The following is a 19,555-nucleotide window of genomic DNA, read 5'->3' as shown; positions in this document are numbered from 1 at the left end:
CCTGATTCACGGCCGGCTTTGGCAGGTCGGAGCGCAGGCGCTGCTGGTTCCCGATCCCCGTGGTGACAAAGACGCTCCATGGGTCATGGGGGATATCTACCGCGTTGATGAGGACCGGATCCGGATGATCGATGACTATCACGGGTTTCCGCTTGGTAGCACGGAGGCGGGGCACTTCCGGCGGGTGGAAGCAGAGGTTCAGCCCTTCTCCGGGGCCGGGGTCTCAATGAGGACATGGATCTGGGAATGGACCGGACCGTGGAGGAAGCCGTGGCCGTGCCCTCGGGAGATTGGACGGATGTGGAGCGGCCGAGGCAGCCGCCGACACTCACCAAGTTGGCAGCGGGCTGCTTGCTGGCGGCTCCGCTGTGTTTTGCACTCGCCTCGGTCAGAGCTTTGAGGGAGGAGGCGATGATGTTTGGAGTGATCGGATTGTCGGCACTGCCTGTCGCGGCCTTCGCGTGCTATTTCGCGGGCCGCAGGCGTGAGCAGCGCCCAGGCTTGCGGATCGTGCTGTGGTTCATCTTGGGTGGCATGCCGCTTCTCTTCGTGTTCTACATCTGGGTAGCCTTAGCTTGGTTCGGCAGATGAGATTTCTTGCGGACTTGAAGCTGGCCCGGAAACGGCTACAAGGCCGTATGAGGGACGCGGAGAGAAGGGACTTGGAGAGGTCCAGACCGCAAGTGCCGGCGCTCAAGGCAATCAATCACTGCTTGGATTGCCTTTTCAGTGACCGCCAGCGGGGTCTTTCGGACATGGTGGTGGAGAAGCTGACTTACGACGAGCTGATCGGCGCGCTGCTGGCGGCTCGTGATCTGGCGGACAACGAGGGCCGAGACCCCGGCTATGGGGGTAGTTATGATTGAGGGATGATGATTACTCCGCCATCTTGACTTGGCGGAAGACCGCGATGCTGAGGAGGCTGAGACTGATTGCGATCAGGCCCAGACGGTCGAAGTGCTGGATCTCGCCACCGGCACCTTTCACGACGATCGCTCCGCCGATGGCTGCGGTTGCGCCGGAGGCCAAGTCTCGCGCGCAGGACACGAGGCTCATGTAGGCGCCGCGCCGGGCGGGTGGCACCGCCAGCGAGATGGTGGCCTGGGCAGGGATGAAGCGGCCGCTGGCGAAAATGAAGAAGAGCGCGGCATTCAGCAGCGTGTGCCACAGCGGCAGAGGGCCCGAGGTGGAAAGATGATACACCACCGTGCAGGCGATCGTGATCATGATCGTGAAGACGAGGAAACGCCCGTGGCGATCGGCCATCCGACCGACGAAGGGGCCGGTGAAGATGGTGACGATCCCGCCGACGAGATAGACGAGGAAAAGGTGCTTCTCGGCCAGCCCCACATTCCCGACGAGGTAGGGCGAGAGGTAGGGGATGACCATGAAGTGGCCCATCACGCAGATCATCATCAGGGCGATCCCGGTCCACGCGTTGCCATCCTTCAGCAAGCGGAGGAAATCCTGGCGGTGATCGACATCGACACGGCCAAGATGGCCGCGCACCGGAGGCAAAAGCCAAGCCGAGAGCGACCACACAATTGCTCCAACACCGGCGACGACCAGGAAGGGTGCCTCCCACTTCCACCATTGGGCCATCATGAGGCCCAACGGGACACCCAGTGCGGCCGCGACGGAGAAGGCGGTCATGATGATGCCCATGCCGTGGGCCCGTCGCTCTGCGGGCACCACGTCAGCCACGATCGTGAGCAAGGCCGCGCTGCTGATCCCGCCGAAGGCCCCGCACATCGCCCGCGCGGCCATGAGCATGGCGGGTGAATGAGAAAGCCCGCAGACCAGCGTGCCCAGGGTGAAGCCCGCGTAGCAGAACAGCAGCAGTTTCTTGCGATCGAAGCGATCCGCGAAGGGAGCCATCGCCAGGCCGGCGAGGCCAGCCGCGATCCCGAAGGCCGAGATGATATTGCCGAAGGCTGCCGCCGAGATGTTCAGCTCGCGCATGAGCTGGGGGCCCAGCGGCATCATCACCATGAAGTCCATGATGTGGGTGAACTGCACGCAGGCGAGCAGCAGGAGAAGGGTGCGTTCGGAAACGCCGCGGCTGGAATCCATTATTCAAGCGCCCGTTTGAGCGCGCGGCTTCAGTCGCATTGGAAGAGGCGTGGTGCAAGCCCCGCACTGGTTCTTTTTGGCCAAGGCTGCGGAACAAAATGCCCGGGCCGGGGTTGTAATGCTCATATTTGCCTAACTTACTTGCTCTTGTTGCGACCTTTACCGCCATTTTTCACCCTGCCATGATCCTTCGTTCACTCGCCGTGTCAGCCTTCCTCCTCGGTTCCGCGTTGGCAGCCGATCCCATTTTCTCCGGCCAGCAGCCGGGAGAAAAAACCACGCCCTTCAAGATCGTCGAAATCCTCGGCGCAAACGCGGGCAAGGAGCGCGAGGTGATTGCCGACAACGGCGGTGGAGCTACGGCCTTGGTCTTCATGCACGGCATTGAGCGCTCGATGATGCCGCTGTTGCGGGTGGTGGATGAGTATGGAGCGCTGAGGAAGGATTCGCTGAAGACGGAGATCATTTTCCTGAATGCCGATCGTCTGGAAGGCGAGCAGCGGGCAAAGAACGCGTCGGGTTCACTGAAACTGCAGTCCCGCGTGGGACTCTCGCTGGACGGTGCCGAGGGGCCGGGCAACTACGGGCTCAACAAGGAATGCCTGATGACCATCATCGTGGCGAAGGACAATACGGTCACGGCGAACTTCGCCCTCGCGCAGCCGGGGATCGCCGATGCACCGAAGGTGCTGGAAGCGCTGGCCAAGGTGAGCGGCGACGCGAATCCGCCGACATTGGAGCAATTGAACGAGCGCCAGATGGCCCGCAACGGTGGCGGCCCGCGTGATGGTGGCGGTATGCGTCGCGGCGAAGGTATGGCACCGCCAGCGCGTCCGCCGGTGGATCTGAACCAGTTTGACTTGAACACCGAGGAGGGTCTCCGCGGCGCTGTGAAGGCGCTGATTGGAGAAGTGCAGAGCCTGCGGACCGAGCTTGCTACGCGGCCTCCGCAGCGCCCGGGTCCCCGTCCCGAACCTCAGCCGGCTAGGGCACCCATTCCCGGAGCCGTGCCGAGTGATCCCAAGTTGGAGGGATTGGTGCGGCGTTTCATCCGGCCCACGAACGATGATGCCGCAGTGGACGCCGTGCTGGCCGAGGTCCGCGATTATATCAAGGACAACGCCGATCTCAAGCAACAGGCGATCGACGGTTGGACCCGCGTCTTGCACTTCGAGAACTACGGCACCGAATACGCACGCAAGACGGGCAAGGCCTTCCTTGAGGAGTTGAAAAAATGAGGGCCGCTTGCGCCAATGCCGTTGCCTTGCTCGCGATGAGCTCCATCGCGGCAGTGGCCGCGGAGTCTCCGCCGGTATTCCGCACGGATGTGCTGCCGGTGCTGACCCGGGCGGGCTGTAACGCCGGGGCTTGCCACGGTGCGGCCAGTGGCCAGGGTGGTTTGCGGCTCAGCCTGTTTGGCTTCGATCCCGAGACTGACTTCGAGCGCCTGACGCGGGAATTTGGCGGGCGACGCATCGATCTAGCGAGGCCGGAGGACAGCTTGGTGCTGCGCAAAGCTTCGGAAACGGGATTGGATCACGAAGGCGGGCGCAAGCTGCGGACCGACTCCACCGGCTATGCCGTGCTTCGCGATTGGATCGCTGCGGGCGCTCCGGCAGGGGCGCCTGACCTGCATGTGACGGGTATCGTGGTGGAACCGCCGGATCTCTTGTTAGAGAATGCCGGTGAGTCGCGCCAGCTTCGGGTAACGGCGAGTCTCTCGGATGGATCGCGTCGCGAGGTTTCAGCGCTTGCGCTCTACACCTCCAATGACGATGCGGTGGCGGAGATCAGCAAGTCCGGCGGGCTCACTCTAACAGGGCGGGGCCTCACCAGCATCATGGTGCGCTACAGCGGGCAGGTCGCCGCGGTGCGGGTGGCGGCGCCGCTGGAGGGCACGGGCATGAGCGAGGGTGGCTTTCCTCCGGCGAACTGGATCGATGAGCAGATCCGCGGCGAATTTGTGAGGCTCCGGATTTCCCCCGCGCCACTCTGCGATGATGCCGAGTTCCTGCGGCGCGCATATCTGGACCTTGCCGGGCGCTTGCCAGATGAAGCCACCGTGCGGGCCTTCCTCGAGGAGCCCGCTTCGATGGAAAAGCGCCTGTGGGTCATCGATGAACTGTTAGCCAGCGACGCCTTCGTCGACTACTGGACGATGAAGCTGGCGGATCTGCTGCTGCTGAACGGCCAGGTGCCGGCGGCGAAGGCGTGGCATGCCTGGCTGCGCGAGCAGGTGGCTGGCAAGGCACCCTTCGACCGTGTCGCCCGCGAACTCATCACTGCCTCCGGTGACCCGGCGCGGAATGGTCCAGCCGGATTCATGCTGCTGGCTTCCGACCCCCGCGATCTATCCGAGCATGTGGGGCGGATTTTCCTGGGTTCGCAGATCGGCTGCGCCCGCTGCCATGCTCACCCCACGGACCGCTGGACACAGGAGGACTATCACCGCTTTGCGGCGTTTTTCGCTAGGATCAGCCGGGATGGAGATGTGATTCGCGCTAGTGAACGCGGCGAGGTGAATGACCCGAAGACGGGACGTCCGCTTGAGCCGCGGGCACTGGGTGGCGACGCAGTGGTGATCCCTGAGGGCAGCGACCGACGACTTGCGTTGGCCAGTTGGATGACGGATCCGGTGAATCCCTTCTTCGCCCGCACCATCGTGAACCGGGTGTGGAGACATCTTCTCGGCCGCGGGCTGGTCGAGCCGGTGGACGATTTGCGGCCGACCAATCCCGCCACCCATCCGGCGCTATTGGATGCGCTGGTGGCGGACTTCACGGCGCATGGCTACGACTTGCGCCGCCTCATCCGCCTGATCGTCTCTTCCCGAACCTGGCAGCTCGCCTCACATGGAGGATCTGCCGATGCCGCCGCCGTGAAGCTCTTTGCGCGGGCGCAGCGCAAGGCGCTGCCGGCTGCGGTCTTTGCCGATGCCGTGGCGCAAGTCACTGGCGTGTCCGATGTCTTTGCCGGTTATCCCTCCGGCACGCGCGCGGTGCAGCTCATCAGTCCAGCCACGCCTTCGCCGGCGCTTGATGTGTTAGGCCGCTGCGAGCGCAAGCGCGCCTGCGACAGCTCCTCCAACAGCGGCGGCGGCCTCGCCCAAGCACTGCACCTTTTGAACGGAAGCACCATTAACGACAAGCTTCACAGCGGCTTGGTCGCGGAGCTGCCCGCTCTAAGTAATAGGGCGATTGTCGAGGCCGTCTATCTGCGGGCCTTCGGCCGCTTTCCTTCTGCGGATGAATTCGACGCGTGGAATGCCATGCTGCCTTCGGATGAGCGGCGCGCGGAAGCAGTTGCCGACTTGCTTTGGTCCGCGCTCAACTCCCGCGAGTTCGCGGCCAATCATTAATTTGAGGAGCACGTCATGAATCCACGTTCCTTCCGAAGTCGCTGTGACGGTGTTTCCCGCCGGGATTTCCTGCATCTCGGCGTGTTGACTTCATTCGGCCTGAGTTTGCCAAGCTTATTGCGGATGCAAGCAGCAGCGGCGGAGCCCGGAAAGGGGACTGTGCGGGCGAAGTCGTGCATTCTTATCTGGCTGGACGGTGGGCCAAGCCATCTCGACATGTTCGACCTCAAGCCGGAGGCACCCTCCGAAGTGCGCAGCCAGTTCAAGCCGATCGGCACCGCGGTGTCCGGCGTGCAGATTTGCGAGCATCTGCCGCGGACGGCTGCGGTGATGAAGGATGTCGCGCTGATCCGCTCCCTGACCCATGAGCTGGGTAATCACGACACCGGCTCGCGCTTTCTCCTAACAGGTCATCGGCCGACCCCGGCGCTGGAGTATCCCAGCCTAGGCAGTCTGGTATCCCATGCCGCGGGGCAGGGTGGAACGATGCCGCCTTATGTGGCGATTCCCCATGATGGAGTCGGTGGCGATTCTTCTGCCGCGCGCTCCGGCTACTTGCCCGGGGCTTTTGCTGCCTTCAACACAGGGCGCGATCCATCGCGCGTGGATGGCTTGCAATTACCCGAGGGCGTGGGTTTCGAACGCAGCGCCAAGCGCCAGGCGATGCTGGAGAAGATGGACGCGCTCTCGCGACAAGTTGACCAAGACGCGGGCACCGCGAATCGTGATGCCTTCTATGAGCAAGCGTGGCGTTTGCTCTCATCGCCGGAGGCTAAGGCCGCCTTCGACCTGTCACGCGAATCGGCCCAGACCCGCGAGCGCTATGGCAGTGGAAATATCGGCGGGGGCTGTCTCTTGGCCCGGCGTCTCGTCGAGGCGGGCTCACGCTTCGTCACGGTGGTGGACCCCGGTTGGGACATGCACAGCCAGATCTTCCGCGAATTGCCGGACTCGCGCTTTCCTGGTAGTGGCAAGCTTCCCGCGCTGGATCGCGCCTATGCCGCGCTGCTGACGGACCTGCGCGAGCGTGGCCTGCTAGAGTCCACGCTGGTGGTGCTGATGGGCGAATTCGGGCGCACTCCCAAGCTGAACGCCATCGGCGGGCGCGACCACTGGCCGCGCGCAGGTTCGGTATTGTTGGCCGGTGGCGGGGTGCGGGGCGGGCAAATCATCGGGGCGACAAATGGCTTCGGCGAGTTCCCCGTGGACCGCCCGGTCGGGCCGCCGGATCTGGGCTTCTCGATTTTGAAACTTCTCGGCGTGGATCCGAGCGCCGAACTCATGACTCCCTCGGGCCGTCCAATGAAGATCATGGGCGAGGGGAGCTTCATCCAAGAACTCGTATGAGAGGAGCTGCGCGGTGCATCGTGGTAGGCGTGCTGGGGTGGCTGGCTTGCGGTGCCCGGTTGCAGGCTGTGCCGGTCACGGCGCTCGCCTTCAGTCCCGATGGCGGCGTGCTGGTGAGCAGCGGCGATCACGCCCTTGAGGTGCGTTCGCCGAAAGATGCCGTGGTCCAGCGCCGGATCGAATGCCCGCTGACGAAAGTCACCACCCTCAGCTTTTCCGCCGATGGTCACTGGCTGGCCGCAGCGGGAGGTGAGCCCGGCTTGCGCGGCGATGCGGTGCTGCTCTCATGGCCGGACGGCGTGTTGAGACATCGTTTCGGCAATCACGAGGATCTGGTCATGAGCGTGGCCATTGATACCGCGGGCAAGCGCGTGGTCACAGCCTCCGCGGACCATTCGGCGAAGGTCTGGACACTTGCCGAGGGGGCTGCGCCGGTGGAGGCCCTCACTCTAACTGGCCACTCCGCGGCGGTCCTCGCGGTGGCCTTCAGTCCGGGCAACGGTGACGTGGTGACCGCCAGTGCCGACCGTTCGCTGAAGGTCTGGTCCGCGGCGGACGGTAAACTCCTGCGTTCGCTCGGCCAGCACACCGAGGCTGTACAGGCACTGGCATTTCGGCCCATAGTTGCCGGCCCGCCAACCTGCGCCAGTGCGGGCGACGACCGCACCGTGCGCCTCTGGCAGCCGGAAATCGGGCGCATGGTCCGGATCGTCCGCAATCACGAGGGGCCGGTGCTGGCACTCGCTTGGTCAGGGGATGGCCGCCGGCTCTTCTCGGCCGGTCAGGAAGGCATCATCCGGGGTATCAACGGCGACAGCGACGTCATCGAGCTGCAATGGCGCTCTGGGCCGGACTGGGTCTACTCCCTGGCTGTTAGCCCGGATGGAAGCGCCCTTGCCGCTGGCGATTGGACGGGCAGTGTGAGGCTGCATCCGCTGCGATGATGCCCCGAAGGGAGCTTCAGTAGCGTTCGGACCCAATGCGCGGAGTGAAGAATTCTCCCCAAACCGCCCGAGAGGCCTTCGGGGGATCCTTGATAGCTCAAAGAGCGGAGGGGGTGGGATTCGAACCCACGGTCAGTTTCCCGACTTCGGTTTTCAAGACCGACGCGATAGACCACTCTGCCACCCCTCCTTTTTGTTGATCCTCAATTGCTTGAAGCTTTCCACTTTCCGTCGGTGTATACCTGATTTATGCCACTACCTGCCGCAACGCAGAGTAATCAGATGAAACAGGATGCAACCCGATGGGAAGCGACCGATACCCCCGGACTTTACGTCCGCCGGCCCGGCAACGGGTTTTACGCACGGATCACCGTGAACGGCAAGCGAACTTGGTGGGGCTCACTTGGCGGGGCTCGACAGGGCGTGCGCGGAGTGACCTTGAGCGGAGTGACGCTGCCTGCCAGCGCCCCGATCCCGGAGTTCAGCATAGCGCGCTCGGGAACGAATTGGAGAGTCTCCGTGCCGGCCTTGAGCGGAAAAAGCTATCGCGGATCGACAAGGCGAGGGCGACTGGCTGAGTGAAGAGTCGATTTTCCAAATCCCCGGGGATTTTGACTAGACGTGACGAGAATAGTCGATACGAGAAAAGTCGTGACGATTAGTCCTGTTGAGGTCTGCCGTGCGTTGGGTGATGCCACGCGATGGCGTATTGTCCGTTTGGTGGCGCAGGATGCTCTCTGTGTTTGCGAACTGGCTGAGATCCTGGGGATGCCGCAGTCGTCGGTTTCCAGCCATGTCCAGATCATCCGCCGGGCGGGTTTGCTGGAGTCGGAGAAGTGCGAAAAATGGACCTACTTCCGGATCGAGTCGAAGTACCTGAAGCTGCTGCGTCTTTTAAAGGGTGAGGGGGCCGAGGAGCCCCAATGGGCCAGCGATGACAAGAATGCAGCAGCGCGTCTGGCGGTGCGTGCTGGGAGCTGCTGCCCGGGACCGAAGCGCCTTGCGAAGTCACGAAAGACGGAAAGCGTATGACCCTTGCCCAACTCAAGGCCCTTTTGGCCGGGAATCCTGACCGGTATTTCCGGATCCGTCTCCCGGATGGCTCGCCCGTGCCGCTCTCATTCCACGTGACCGAGGTCGGGTGCGTGCAGAAAACTTTCCTCGATTGCGGTGGCACCTTGCGGGAAAGCGTGAGCTGCCAGCTCCAGGTGTGGGTGGGGCAGGACTACGACCACCGCATCGAGACCCGCAAGATGGCCGCGATTCTCGATAGGGCGAAAGGCTACCTTCCCGATGAAAGTGTTCCGGTGGAAGTCGAGTACGAGGACCGCGTCATTTCCCAATATGCCATTGCGGACCACGAGATCTCGGAGGAGGCCGTGGTGCTGGTGCTGGCCCACAAACATACCGAGTGCCTCGCGCCCGAACTTTGTGGGCTGCCTCCCATCGGTCGCTTGCCGGCGATCGGCTCATCTTCTTGCTGCGGACCCTCCGGATGTTGCTAGACCGACATAAACTCGTTGCCGAGTTCCTTGGCACCTTCGCCCTCGTCTTTGCTGGCACGGGGGCGATTGTCATTCATCAAGAGTTGGGTGGTGCCATCGGCCATGTGGGCATCGCGGCGGTCTTCGGCCTAGTGGTTGCGGCGATGATCTACACCTTCGGGGATGTCAGCGGTGCGCACATGAACCCGGCGGTGACGCTTGGCTTTGCCGTAGCGCGGCGTTTCGCATGGCGGGAGGTCCCGGGCTACATCGTCGCCCAATGCTTGGGAGCGATGGCGGCTAGCGGGCTCCTGCGATTTCTGTTTCCGGCCTCAGCGACCTTGGGGGCCACCTTGCCGGCAGGTTCTCCTGCCCAGAGCTTCGTCTTTGAGGTCGTTCTTACGGCACTCCTGATGCTGGTGGTGCTGAGTGTCTCCACCGGTGCGAAGGAGAAGGGCGTGACCGCCGGGATTGCGATCGGGGCCACGGTGGGATTGGAAGCGCTATTTGCCGGGCCGGTCTGTGGTGCTTCCATGAATCCGGCACGATCGCTGGCACCAGCCCTGATCAGCGGTCATTCTGAGCATCTCTGGATCTATCTGGTCGCCACCGTGGTTGGCGCGTTGCTGGCGGTGCCGCTTTGTTCGATCGTCCGCGGCCCTGGCTGCTGCGGTGGTGCCTGTTCCTCTACCTCATGAATCCCCGTCCACTCGTCCTCATTCTCTGCACCGGGAACTCCTGCCGTAGCCACATGGCGGAGGGCATTTTCCGTGCTGCCGCCGGCGATATCCTCGATGTCCGCAGCGCTGGCTCGAAGCCTGCCGGCTACGTTCACCCGCTCGCGATCAAGGCGCTGGCTGAGATCGGCATCGATATCTCCGCGCACCACTCGAAGCACATGGACGAATTCCTGGAAATGGAGGTAGAGACGGTCATCACCGTCTGCGGCAATGCCGACCAGGCTTGCCCTATGTTCCCGGGGCAGTTGAATCGCCACCACTGGGGCTTCGACGATCCCGCTCATGCCACCGGCAGCGAGGAAGAGCAGATGGCCGTCTTCCGGCGGGTCCGCGATGAGATCCGCCGCCTCTTCGAGGCTTATGCAGCGGGGCGGCGTGATGCGCTGAGATAGTCCCGAACCTCATCGGTAGTGAATCCGAAGGTTTCCTTTCCTGATGGCCCCCGGCGGAAAGGGGAGGGCAGCTCAGCCGCCTGCTTCCCCGGCCTGTTTGATCTCGGCAGCGATCTTGTTTTTGAACTTGGGCGTGACCACCTGGCCGGCCCAGCGGGTCGCCTCCTCCACCTGGCCATTAGCCAGCGCGAGGCGGGCGTAGGTTAGCGCCACAGCTTCATTTTGCTGGGGCGTGAGAGATGAGCCTTTCGCCTCATACCACTTGCGTGCGGCTTCGGCATCGCGTGTCACCCACTCGTTCATCCCGATTTCTATCCAATACGCGGCGTGTTGCGAGCTGCCGGAGACTATTGATTCGACCAGTTGCTGCGGATCATCCTTGGCCTCGGAAGTCACCATCCGCTTCTCCTGCTGCCAGACTTGGCCCTCGGCCTTTCGCCGGACTTCGGGATCTTCGATCTTGCCGACCCATTTCCAGCCTTCGGCGGGTCGGCCGTCTTCTCCCAGGAAGCGGGCGACGCCGTGAGCCACTTGGTCGGCCTCGCTTTTCGGCAGGTCTTTGCCGGTGTCGGCGAACCAGGCCTCCACCGCGCTAATGTCGGAGTTGGCCCAAGTGGCTCCGCCCTCCCGCAGCAGCGCCGCATACTCGCTTTTGCCGCGCATTTCCGTGATGGCGGTAAGTGCGCGCTTGGGGTCTTCGGCGAACATGTATTCGCTCAGCTCCTTCAGGCGCAGGAGCCGCCCATCTCCATCCAGCAGTCGCTCGTAGTGTTCCGACAAGGTCTTCCAGCACTCGAAAGGGGTGACATCGGCAGCCTGCATCAGGAAAGATTGGACCAGCCTCTCCTCCAACTGGGGGTAGGCGGCGCAAGCGTCCTTCAACAGGGCCTCCGCGATGCCGTGGTTGGCCTTCAGGTCCGCGGGGGAGAGTTCTTGAGTGGGTGTCTTCCGCAGATCGATGCTGGAAGAGATTCCGGCCCCGATCGCGTTGGCTTCATCCCCGGAGAGGTTTGGCCTCGCGGCGAGGAACGTTGTGATCTTCGACAAGCCGCCAGACCTGCCGATGTTTTCCTGGATCCCCCATAACAGGGCGTTGCGGTCGGCCTGCGAAAGGGAGGAGTCTCGTGTGCGCTCCAGCAGGCTGGCAAGTGCTTCAGGCGACCCGGCGGTCAATGAGGATACCAAGGCATAGCGCAACTCGCCCTGGCCATAGCTGGTGGCAAGCTTCATTGCCGCGTCAAACTCTCCGAGCTGAGTCAGCCGTTCGATGATTTCTCGCTGGCGCTCGATCTTCTCGTCCTTGCTCAGTCCGGCGGAATCCAGCGACTGCCAAAGGGCCACCAAGTCCGACGTCTGCAGGCGGCTCACTTGTTGCCGGAAGCCGTTGGCGCCACCCTGTGCCGGCAAACTTGTGGCCTGTTGCTTGGAAGCATTCCCTAGTCTCAGCGAAGACTTCTCCCTACCACTGCCGCTGTCACTAGGCTCGGAGTCCGACTTCTTGCAGGAACCCAGAGAGAGCATCGCGATCATTCCTGCGGCTCCGGCAGAGAGGAGGGTTGGCGATTTCATGACCCGTATCAGGATACCTTGTCTTGTGGAGTGAAGTGGAGTCGACCAGCCACTCCGCCGCCGTGGCGATGAAGAGGGGGGTAGTTCTCTGGCGTCGCAGTGTGAAGCTCTGATGTCGGTCTGGTGAATTCCTTCGTCCGGGACAGGCCTAGGCTTGCTGAAGCTCCGGCATCTGCGCGTCGTCTTGGCTTGGCTATCGCAGGGATTTCCTGCCGTTTTGAAAAGCCTTCTCCCGGTGGGGGCGCTCTGTTAGGCTGTGCCCGTCGTGACCGCCAAGCCCAAGCTAACTTTGCTTCTTTGTCTCGTCGGGCTGGTTTTCTTCCTGGTGATCCGCTTTGGGGCTGGTCCGCAGGAGAAAGAGGACGTCGGCGCTCATGGAGTGGGAGTAAGCACGGCTTCCCGGGATTCACACTCGAAGAACGACATGGAGTCGCGGGTCAAGGAGGCCATTGCGGAATACAAGAAATCGGAGCGCCCGAAATATTCCGATGCCGCGCCCTATCACCTCAGTGCCGCCGAGGTGGAGAAATTCCTTCAAGCGAGGGGCCGGACGGCCTCGTCCTTGTATTTCGTCCTGCTGTGCATCGAAGGCCGCAAGCTGGACGATATTGCCGCGCTGCCCGATTCCCCGCTCAAGTTCCAGATCCTGACGACCTATGCCGCCGATAACAGGGAGCGCCTGGCAATGGCACGCAAGTACGTGGAGATCGATCCGGACAACAAGATCGCCCACCTCATGCTCAGCCACGCGCTCTCGGAACTCGGCCTCACCGACGAAGCAGCGGCAGCTCTCCAGAGGTCCTCTTCTGCTCCGGACATCCGCTCAAGCCGGGATGATATCGCCGCCGAATTCAAGGCCGCCTGCGGGATCCTCGGCGACGATCGCGGCTACCAGATGCTGGAACTCCACTGGTACGACTATGCGGTCAATGTCGCGCATCGGACCGCGCGCGAGTATCGGGCATCTTTGGATCCCGCGTCATTTATTCACAGTGGCAAGGCCGATGTGGCGCTAATGATCGAGAAGATGGACGACTTTTTCCGCGACGTCGGCTTCGCCGAGGACAGGCGCGGTAACGAGGTGATGATGGCGGTCCGCTCATCCGTCGTGAGGATGGGGGAAAACAACGGGATCACGAACGCCTCCTTCGAGTTCGACCGCTTGAACCACGAGCTGGACGCCGAATTCATCGCCGGCTTCAAGCGTGCGACGGCCTTTGACAAACTCACTCCCGCGCAGCGGAACCAGCGCTTGGCGGAGAGTTATTTCAGCGGTTTTTGAGGTTTCCGGGGTTCAATAGGATTCGGAACTGCTCAATTGCTCCGCCATTCGTGTTCGGCGGGGTGTTCCTCCACGTGGCGTCGTAGACGGAACTGCCGCCGTAACTTTACTGTTTGTGATCATTCCGGTGCATATCCCGCTCTAACCTGTGCCTTGGCATCTTCCGTCAGCTCCAGCTTTGCCATGATCCTCTCAAAACCGTCTTGGATGCGCTGCCCTGATCTTGGATCGCTGGCCATGAGCTGCCGATAGTTTCCCGCGGCGGATTGGAGCGTGGCTACCTGCTGGTCGACCTTTAGATAACCTAGTGCCTGGATGCTGACCTGTTCTGACATCGGATTCATCCCGAAAGGATCGATGGCGCTCTTGGCTAGAGCGATGCGGTCTTGATCCCGCCGCAGGGCCTCCATTAGGGTTGCCACCCGTTCGCCGGTTCCGTTGCCGCTGGGCAGCAGCCAGCCGATCGCCTCGGCGCGGCGGTCCCCGGGCAAGGTGTCCACTTTGCCGGCGATCCATTGGGCTGCGGCAGCGTCGCCCTTCATCGCCGCCATGCCTTGGAGGATCGCGCCGAAGAGGGTCCCGGAACCGTCCTGAGCGGTCGCGCGTTCGCCCACACCTTGGAAAGCTGCATCGGGGTCACGTGCTGCCCAGAATTTTGCAATCTCGGACAGGGAGATAGGGCTGGCCGTTTCTTTGAGGTAACGCCTGAAATCAAAGTTGTCCGCGATCTCTTCCGGCCGGAAGCTGAAGCTGCCGAGTTGCCCTTCGTATAGCTTCTCGACCTCAAGCATGTCAGCGGCACTCCGGGCTGTGGATCCCTGCCATGCGGTGGCGCAGAACTGCTTCGCCCACTGCTCGCCCTTGGACGGGCGCAGCCGGTCAATCCAGGTTTTCGCAAAAGTTGGTTCTTCCTTAGCCGCGGTCCGCAGCAGTTGCTCTAAAAGGATGCTGCCCTCGGCCCCCAATGCTTCCGCCCACTTGAGGCTGCCTTCTGCATCCCGATGATAGAGTTCGCCTACCGCTGCGTCGCGGAGCGGCTCCCGCATCATCTCTTCGCCCATGCGCTTGGAGGGCTCGGTCGAGCTGGTGGCTTGGGATTCATTCCTGAGGGCGAGCAGCAATTCTTTCAATTCGGGCGCATCCATGCGCTCAATCGCTTGAGGCACTTCACCTGACAGGGTCTTTGCCCGGTCCCAGTGGCGCTTCAGGGACTGAAAATCGCGGGCTGCGCCTACTGCCACATCTTTTGGAGGGAGGGCGGAAACTTGGCGACCAGTCAAGGCGGGGCCGGTGATGGGCGGGTTAGTGGGCTCTCGCATTGCCGCAACCGCGGCCCAGCCCAGTCCTAGACCAGAGATCAGGGCGGCCGCGGCTAGCAGGGATTGTTTGATTGGAGGCGCGGTCATTTGAGGATCCCTTGAAGCCTGGTGATGATGTTCTCGGTCCTTTCCGGCGAGGCACCCCATGAGCCCAGCTTCTCGCGCAGGGAACTCACCTCTTCTGCTGTCATTCTGCCCCTTGGCATCAGCAAGGGGGGCAGGGGTTCGAAGGTTTCCAAGAGATCCAAACGCTGCGCCCCATCTCCATAGGCTTCGAGGTGGGCGAATGCAGTTTTCGCTCCGATCGTGCGAATTCCTCGCAGGGCACCGCTGTGGATTTGGTCGCGATCAGCGGGATCCTTCAAGGTCTTTCCAAGGGTCTCCAGCGCATCAGGGCGAACCAAGCAGGATTTGAGGATATCCTCGATTCGTTCCTCACGCTGGGCTTCGTCCGCGCCGTCGATCCAGCCGGCCAGCAGGGTGGTCCGTTCAGTGACCTCCGCCGCCGGCAGGACGGAGTTGAGCGTCAAGAGCTGTGCGGCGGGATTCTTGCTGGCGGCCGCGATGCAGTCGAATGCGGCGTTGCGGTCCTGCTTTAGCCAGGCCTCGGCGAAGAAAATACCTCGGCCCTTCTTCCAGAGCTCCTCGACCTCCTGACTATTGGCCAAGGTTTGAAAATCGAAATTCGCGGGGAACTGGAGATCTCCGCCGCTGATCGGTAGCTTGCTTTCACGGACCGTCGCTAGACAGGCTACGACGGCTTCCGGGCCGCGTTTGGCGGCGGACTCCAAGGCGCGGTGCACGATCTTCCAAGCGTGTGTGCCACCGTTCCCGGCGAAGAACTCCGGATGAGTCACAGCATAAGCCAAGCCTTCCTCCGCCTTGTCCAAGGGCCAGTAGAAGCTGACCGCGGAAGCCAACTCGCTCCTCATGGTCTCGGAAGGAATGGCCTCGAACCACGCCAAGGCCGATGTCAGATCGCGCCGCATCCACTCCGCGACGAGCATACGGGCCAGGATCTTGGAGGAGCTGCCGTCGAGCACGCAGTCGGGACTGGCCAAGGCCTCGTTGAGCGCCTTCTGCAGCTCGGCGTCGCTCCAGTCCGTAAGTTGTGGTGCCAAAAAATTGGAAGACTCGTCGAGCTCGGGTGCGTCGTTGATCAGATCGATAAAGTTGCGGACCTCCCATTTCTTGGGCGGTGCCTTCGAAACGGGGGACTGCGGGGCGCTAGCGACCCCGGGGACCACTGCCGGGGGGCGATTCTTTTGCCAAGCCACGGCTCCGCCCGTGATGAGACCGGATGCGAAGAGAGGCAGCAGGGCTTTCATGGATTAACTTTGTGGTAGAAAGTTTATTTCCTTTCGTCAATCGTATCGGCGATGAATTGCTCGAAGAGGCAACTTGACGGGGGATGTGCCGTAACTCCGGTTAAACTTTTGATCGATTGACGTTCATCCATTTTTTGCTCAGCAAACAGGTATGAATTTCGCCGGAGGTCTTGCGTCGGAGTAGCTGATGAACTCCGCCTGCAGGACTCCAGCCTGACCTGATATGAGACCCCTCCTTTGGGCCATTCCTCCGCTTCTTGGTGTCATTGGCTACTTCGTGGCGGCTGGCGAAGCTGGCATTTCACCCTCGGCGCCCTTGGAGATCCGGACGGCGGAGCGCGGCGAAGTGGCTGCGCGGAGCGATGTTGCGGCGGCGCTCGGCGAGTTCGAAAAGGAGTGGGATGCACTCCGGAAGGAAGCGGGAACTGAAAACGGCAGCCTCCCCGCCTCCGGGTTGCGCGAAAAGATCGCGGCGTTGAAAAAGGCACTCGCGGCGCTACCGGGAGATACCGAATGGAGCACCAGTGAAGACTTCGAGCAGCGGCTGGCCGCGGCGGCGAAAGAATTGGGCCGGCGTGAAGGAGAGGAAGCCATCCGGTGGCTCGAGACGATCGATCCACAGCTCTGCTTTACCGCGATGGATGGATGGGCGGACGCTGAGCCTGATGCTGCTTTCGAGGCAGTGGTTTCGAGCCAGAGGCCAGTGTTCTGTGAAAAGGATGCCATGCTGCGGATGCTGCAAGGAAAGGCAGCCTCCGGGAATGCTGCATTCCTTGCGGCATGTCGACAGGTTCCTTGGGAGCTCATTTTGGGAGCGCAGCGAGACCCTTTTGATGATGCTGCGCTTTATCTCGACGAGAAACAGGACATCGAACCGTGGCTCAGGAGTGGTGCTGCACTGGAACTCTCGGAGCAAGGGGTGAGAATTCGCAATCTCTTCGATCGTTGGGCCAAGATAGATGCCTCCGAAGCCTTTCAAGCGGCTTTGGCGTGGCCGCGAAGTTCCGATTCGGAGATTTTGGGCGTTCTCGGAGTTGCGATCAACGACCAGGTGAAGGGCGACGAAATCCGCAGTTTGCTCGATACACTACCGCCCGAGCAATTCCGCCAAGTGGCTGTTGCAGTCACCAAGTATTGCAAGCGGCCTTCGACCTTTGGCGAGCGCCTCGCGAGTAACTACCCCATGCTTATATCAGAAGATAGCGGGAAGGAGGCTGAATGAGGAGGTCGATGCAGCGAGTGATCTTTGTGGCCTCCTGCGGCGCGTCGCTGCTTCTCGGCTGCTGGCTGGGAGCGCGACGGTTCTCGACGGTTCCCCCTGTGACCGTAGGGGAGGTCCCTTCGACGCTGTCTTCCTTGCGGCATGAGACCGAACAAAACACCCCCGGAGACTCAACACAGGAGAAGGTCAATACGACAACCCGGCGTTTGGTGTTGCTGCGCCGTACCCTGGCGGCTTGCGAGACCCAAGCTCTGTGGCAATGGCTGGAGCAGAATCCAGAGGGAAAGCCGGAGATTTGCAGTGAGGTGGTCAAGACGCTCATTGACCGGCTCGGTTGGCAGGCTTGGAGCCAAGCGCTGGAGGTCGCGGACCCGAAGGTGCGGGAACGTGTCTCGTACCGGATACTCTACGAATTCTCTCTCCGTGATCCTTGGAAGGCCTACGAGGAGTGGAAGGCTCATCGCGCGGAATTCCCAAGCCCTGCCTGGGCCTCAGGGGTGATCAGCGAGTGCTCTTTGGCTGCCGCCAGCGTGTCTGCGGACAAGCTCATCGAGACTTTCCAGCAAATCCCGCAGGATGACTCCAACGAGATGATGATGGTTGAGTTCGCCAAAGATTTCGACTTCCGCAAGCTGCTGGACTATCTGGCGAACACCGAAAAACTCCCATATACCGAAACCGACGACACGCTGACGGCATGGGCGAAGCGCTCACCGCTGGAAGCAGCGGAGTGGCTGGCGGCCAATCCAAGGTATCTGGAGAAGGAGTATCACGAATCGGAGGTGAGCGGAACCTTGCGGGCCATTGCCAGCGCCGAGATGGATGATGCTTCGCGGCGCCAAGCGCTTGATGCCATTTCGCGCGTGAGGCCGGAACTTGTGGATCAAGCATGGCTCGCGGTGGCGGGAAGCTCGGAAGGGAAAATCTCCGCGCCAGCCCTTCAAACGGTGGACCTTGCGGGCCGACGCGGGGAGTACCTGTTCCAAGTGCTAGAGGAAACGCGCCTTGATAATAAGCTCGATGCCTCATGGGAGCAGGTGTCCTTGCCGGAACGGCAGCAAGTGCTGGCCGCAGTGGAGCATGATTGGGCGGAGCAGAATCCATCTCCGCTTAACGCAAAAATCCAGGCACGCTGGAGCAAGATGGTGAGGGCCGCGTGGGGAATCTCACCGTGAGGTACCTTTCGTCACTCCCTCTCGAAAAGCCCACCCGGGCCGAGAAGTGCTTTCATCCTCTCCAGCTCCTTCACCGTGTTTTCCGGCAGGTTATCCGCCGCCAGCAGGATATCGAAATCGTCTTTGTCGCGGGCATCGCGGGCGAGCGCGAGGACCAGTTGCGAGCGCTCTTCCGGTGACTCCACCGTGGCCAGCAGTTCGCGTTCGATGGCCGGAGTCGTGCCATTCATGGCCTCGCGAATGATCTCCAGTTTTGAGACATCCGCAGGCTCCCAATTCCGCAGCCAATGGATCGCTTCAATGGGATCCGTGTAGAGCCAGGGTTGAAGCGCTTGTGAGTAGACCGCGGCTCGCGCGCCCAGGGCATCGTCGCCCTTTCTGGGAATGGCCAAGCTGCCGGTGCGCGCTTCTGCCAAGTTGTCGTTGATGCTGTCGAGCCATTGCATCGTGGCAGCCGGATTGGCCTTCATCCAGGCTTGGGCCAGCGCAAGGGCAGGGGATGAAAGGTGGCCCGGGCTTTCCTCGATCTCGCAAGATCTGAGCTGGCCGATGGCTTCCTCCCAATCGCTGCCCGGTGGAAGAGACCGGAAATAGGTACCGAGCACCTGATCGGTTCTCTGCGCGGAGTCGAGCCGGCTGATGATTTCCCAAGCCTTGGCAGGGCTCTTCTGCGCAGCTCCTTCGAGGATTGCGAACAAAGGCTTGAGAGCATTGAAGCCGAACTCCTGCTCCGTATCCACGGAGAAGTCTTGCAGGTGATCCTTCCAGAAGGCGAAAGCGGCCTCCGGATCGCCCTTCGCTGCGCCGCGCAGTAGGTCGACGAAATCGAAGACCTTGAACCCAGAATTGTTGGCCGGCTTGTAGGTTTCCAGGTTCAGCACCTCTCCGGGGGCCAGTTCGCCACAGCGCTCGCGGAGGAACGAGAGGGCGATTGCAGCCAAGCCCTCGCCTTGTTGGAGCAGTTCGGAGTCATCTCGCAGCAGGTGAATGTGCTCCAAGTCGAGTTGACCGACGAGTTGCTTGAGGCGCTGGACGTCGTAGATCGATTGCAGGTCCTCCACGGAAGACTTGCCCGCGGTTTCCCGGCATACCCGCCGGATATCCGCGGCTGCCGCCTCTGGAGAAAGCTCCAAGATCGCAAGATTTCCCCGGCTGCGACCGGAGGACTTCGCCGTCTGCCCTCTGCTGGTTGGACTTTTGGATGGCCCGGAAGCGACCGCTCCACCGGCAAGATAGCGCGACTTGACGAGAAGGCATCCCGTCAAAAGCAGCAGGCCCAAACCGGCTTGGAATAACCGGGAACGCATGATCGGCGCGATCAT

General features: G+C 61.9%; 18 protein-coding genes and 1 tRNA gene. 13 read left to right on the top strand and 6 right to left on the bottom strand.

The window, feature by feature from the left end; all coding sequences use genetic code 11:
• Positions 1-246 precede the first annotated feature (246 nt).
• A complete protein-coding gene (locus tag BV071_RS35120) occupies positions 247-591 on the top strand; it encodes a hypothetical protein (protein ID WP_265594018.1) in 345 nt (114 codons plus the stop codon).
• Positions 592-713: 122 nt separating this feature from the next.
• On the top strand, positions 714-866 hold the full coding sequence (locus tag BV071_RS35115; RefSeq protein ID WP_265594017.1) for a hypothetical protein: 153 nt from the start codon (positions 714-716) through the stop codon (positions 864-866).
• 10 nt (positions 867-876) lie between these two features.
• On the opposite strand, the gene BV071_RS03205 is transcribed toward BV071_RS35115, so the two are convergent.
• Complete coding sequence (locus BV071_RS03205) at positions 877-2,073, bottom strand: MFS transporter (RefSeq protein WP_035601834.1); 1,197 nt, start codon at positions 2,071-2,073, stop codon at positions 877-879.
• A gap of 182 nt (positions 2,074-2,255) precedes the next feature.
• Here BV071_RS03205 and BV071_RS03200 point away from each other — a divergent pair, with 182 nt between their 5' ends.
• The 4 genes from BV071_RS03200 to BV071_RS03185 all read left to right on the top strand — a co-directional run bounded on the left by BV071_RS03200 (position 2,256) and on the right by BV071_RS03185 (position 7,722).
• Positions 2,256-3,311 carry a hypothetical protein gene (locus BV071_RS03200; RefSeq protein ID WP_035601831.1) on the top strand — a complete coding sequence of 352 codons (1,056 nt, stop codon included), beginning with the start codon at positions 2,256-2,258 and terminating at the stop codon, positions 3,309-3,311.
• Complete coding sequence (locus BV071_RS03195) at positions 3,308-5,431, top strand: DUF1553 domain-containing protein (RefSeq protein WP_052572809.1); 2,124 nt, start codon at positions 3,308-3,310, stop codon at positions 5,429-5,431. The genes BV071_RS03200 and BV071_RS03195 overlap by 4 nt, the downstream gene beginning before the upstream one ends.
• Positions 5,432-5,647: 216 nt before the next feature.
• Positions 5,648-6,778: a DUF1501 domain-containing protein gene (locus BV071_RS03190; protein WP_265594016.1), complete on the top strand. Its 1,131-nt coding sequence runs from the start codon at positions 5,648-5,650 to the stop codon at positions 6,776-6,778.
• On the top strand, positions 6,775-7,722 hold the full coding sequence (locus BV071_RS03185; protein WP_081885751.1) for a WD40 repeat domain-containing protein: 948 nt from the start codon (positions 6,775-6,777) through the stop codon (positions 7,720-7,722). The genes BV071_RS03190 and BV071_RS03185 overlap by 4 nt, the downstream gene beginning before the upstream one ends.
• A 105-nt stretch (positions 7,723-7,827) precedes the next feature.
• On the opposite strand, the gene BV071_RS03180 is transcribed toward BV071_RS03185, so the two are convergent.
• Positions 7,828-7,912: transfer RNA gene (locus BV071_RS03180), tRNA-Ser, on the bottom strand.
• A gap of 431 nt (positions 7,913-8,343) precedes the next feature.
• Here BV071_RS03180 and BV071_RS32430 point away from each other — a divergent pair.
• From BV071_RS32430 to BV071_RS03160, 4 genes are read left to right on the top strand one after another with little or no spacing between them, the layout of a single operon-like run.
• Complete coding sequence (locus BV071_RS32430; RefSeq protein ID WP_075090825.1) at positions 8,344-8,754, top strand: metalloregulator ArsR/SmtB family transcription factor; 411 nt, start codon at positions 8,344-8,346, stop codon at positions 8,752-8,754.
• A complete protein-coding gene (locus BV071_RS03170; protein WP_035601822.1) occupies positions 8,751-9,227 on the top strand; it encodes a DUF6428 family protein in 477 nt (158 codons plus the stop codon). Before BV071_RS32430 ends, BV071_RS03170 begins: the two co-directional genes overlap by 4 nt.
• Entirely contained in the window at positions 9,218-9,904 is a 687-nt protein-coding gene (locus tag BV071_RS03165; RefSeq protein WP_265594014.1) for an aquaporin, read from the top strand. The genes BV071_RS03170 and BV071_RS03165 overlap by 10 nt, the downstream gene beginning before the upstream one ends.
• Positions 9,901-10,338, top strand: a complete 438-nt coding sequence (locus BV071_RS03160) for an arsenate reductase ArsC (protein WP_035601819.1) — start codon at positions 9,901-9,903, stop codon at positions 10,336-10,338. Before BV071_RS03165 ends, BV071_RS03160 begins: the two co-directional genes overlap by 4 nt.
• Before the next feature lie 72 nt (positions 10,339-10,410).
• Here the strand turns inward: BV071_RS03160 and BV071_RS03155 are convergent, their stop codons facing one another.
• The gene (locus BV071_RS03155) at positions 10,411-11,907 is read right to left on the bottom strand and encodes a hypothetical protein (protein WP_265594013.1); all 1,497 of its coding nucleotides are present in this window, start codon (positions 11,905-11,907) and stop codon (positions 10,411-10,413) included.
• 265 nt (positions 11,908-12,172) lie between these two features.
• Here BV071_RS03155 and BV071_RS03150 point away from each other — a divergent pair, with 265 nt between their 5' ends.
• Entirely contained in the window at positions 12,173-13,189 is a 1,017-nt protein-coding gene (locus BV071_RS03150) for a hypothetical protein (RefSeq protein WP_265594012.1), read from the top strand.
• Between the two features lie 119 nt (positions 13,190-13,308).
• On the opposite strand, the gene BV071_RS03145 is transcribed toward BV071_RS03150, so the two are convergent.
• Positions 13,309-14,334: a hypothetical protein gene (locus tag BV071_RS03145; RefSeq protein WP_035601809.1), complete on the bottom strand. Its 1,026-nt coding sequence runs from the start codon at positions 14,332-14,334 to the stop codon at positions 13,309-13,311.
• 257 nt (positions 14,335-14,591) lie between these two features.
• On the bottom strand, positions 14,592-15,836 hold the full coding sequence (locus tag BV071_RS03140) for a hypothetical protein (protein WP_035601806.1): 1,245 nt from the start codon (positions 15,834-15,836) through the stop codon (positions 14,592-14,594).
• A 316-nt stretch (positions 15,837-16,152) separates the two neighbouring features.
• Between BV071_RS03140 and BV071_RS03135 the strand changes: the two genes are divergently transcribed.
• Positions 16,153-17,058, top strand: a complete 906-nt coding sequence (locus tag BV071_RS03135; protein WP_265594011.1) for a hypothetical protein — start codon at positions 16,153-16,155, stop codon at positions 17,056-17,058.
• Positions 17,059-17,066: 8 nt separating this feature from the next.
• Complete coding sequence (locus BV071_RS03130) at positions 17,067-18,233, top strand: hypothetical protein (RefSeq protein ID WP_265594010.1); 1,167 nt, start codon at positions 17,067-17,069, stop codon at positions 18,231-18,233.
• An 11-nt stretch (positions 18,234-18,244) separates the two neighbouring features.
• Here the strand turns inward: BV071_RS03130 and BV071_RS03125 are convergent, their stop codons facing one another.
• Positions 18,245-19,366 (bottom strand): hypothetical protein, encoded by a 1,122-nt coding sequence (locus BV071_RS03125; RefSeq protein WP_265594009.1) that lies wholly within the window; start codon positions 19,364-19,366, stop codon positions 18,245-18,247.
• Positions 19,367-19,555 lie beyond the last annotated feature (189 nt).

Origin of the sequence: Haloferula sp. BvORR071 (genome assembly GCF_000739615.1) — a bacterium.
Lineage (GTDB): Bacteria > Verrucomicrobiota > Verrucomicrobiia > Verrucomicrobiales > Akkermansiaceae > Haloferula.
Note: the sequence above shows the minus strand (reverse complement) of the source record. Positions and strands in the feature narration are given on the sequence as shown.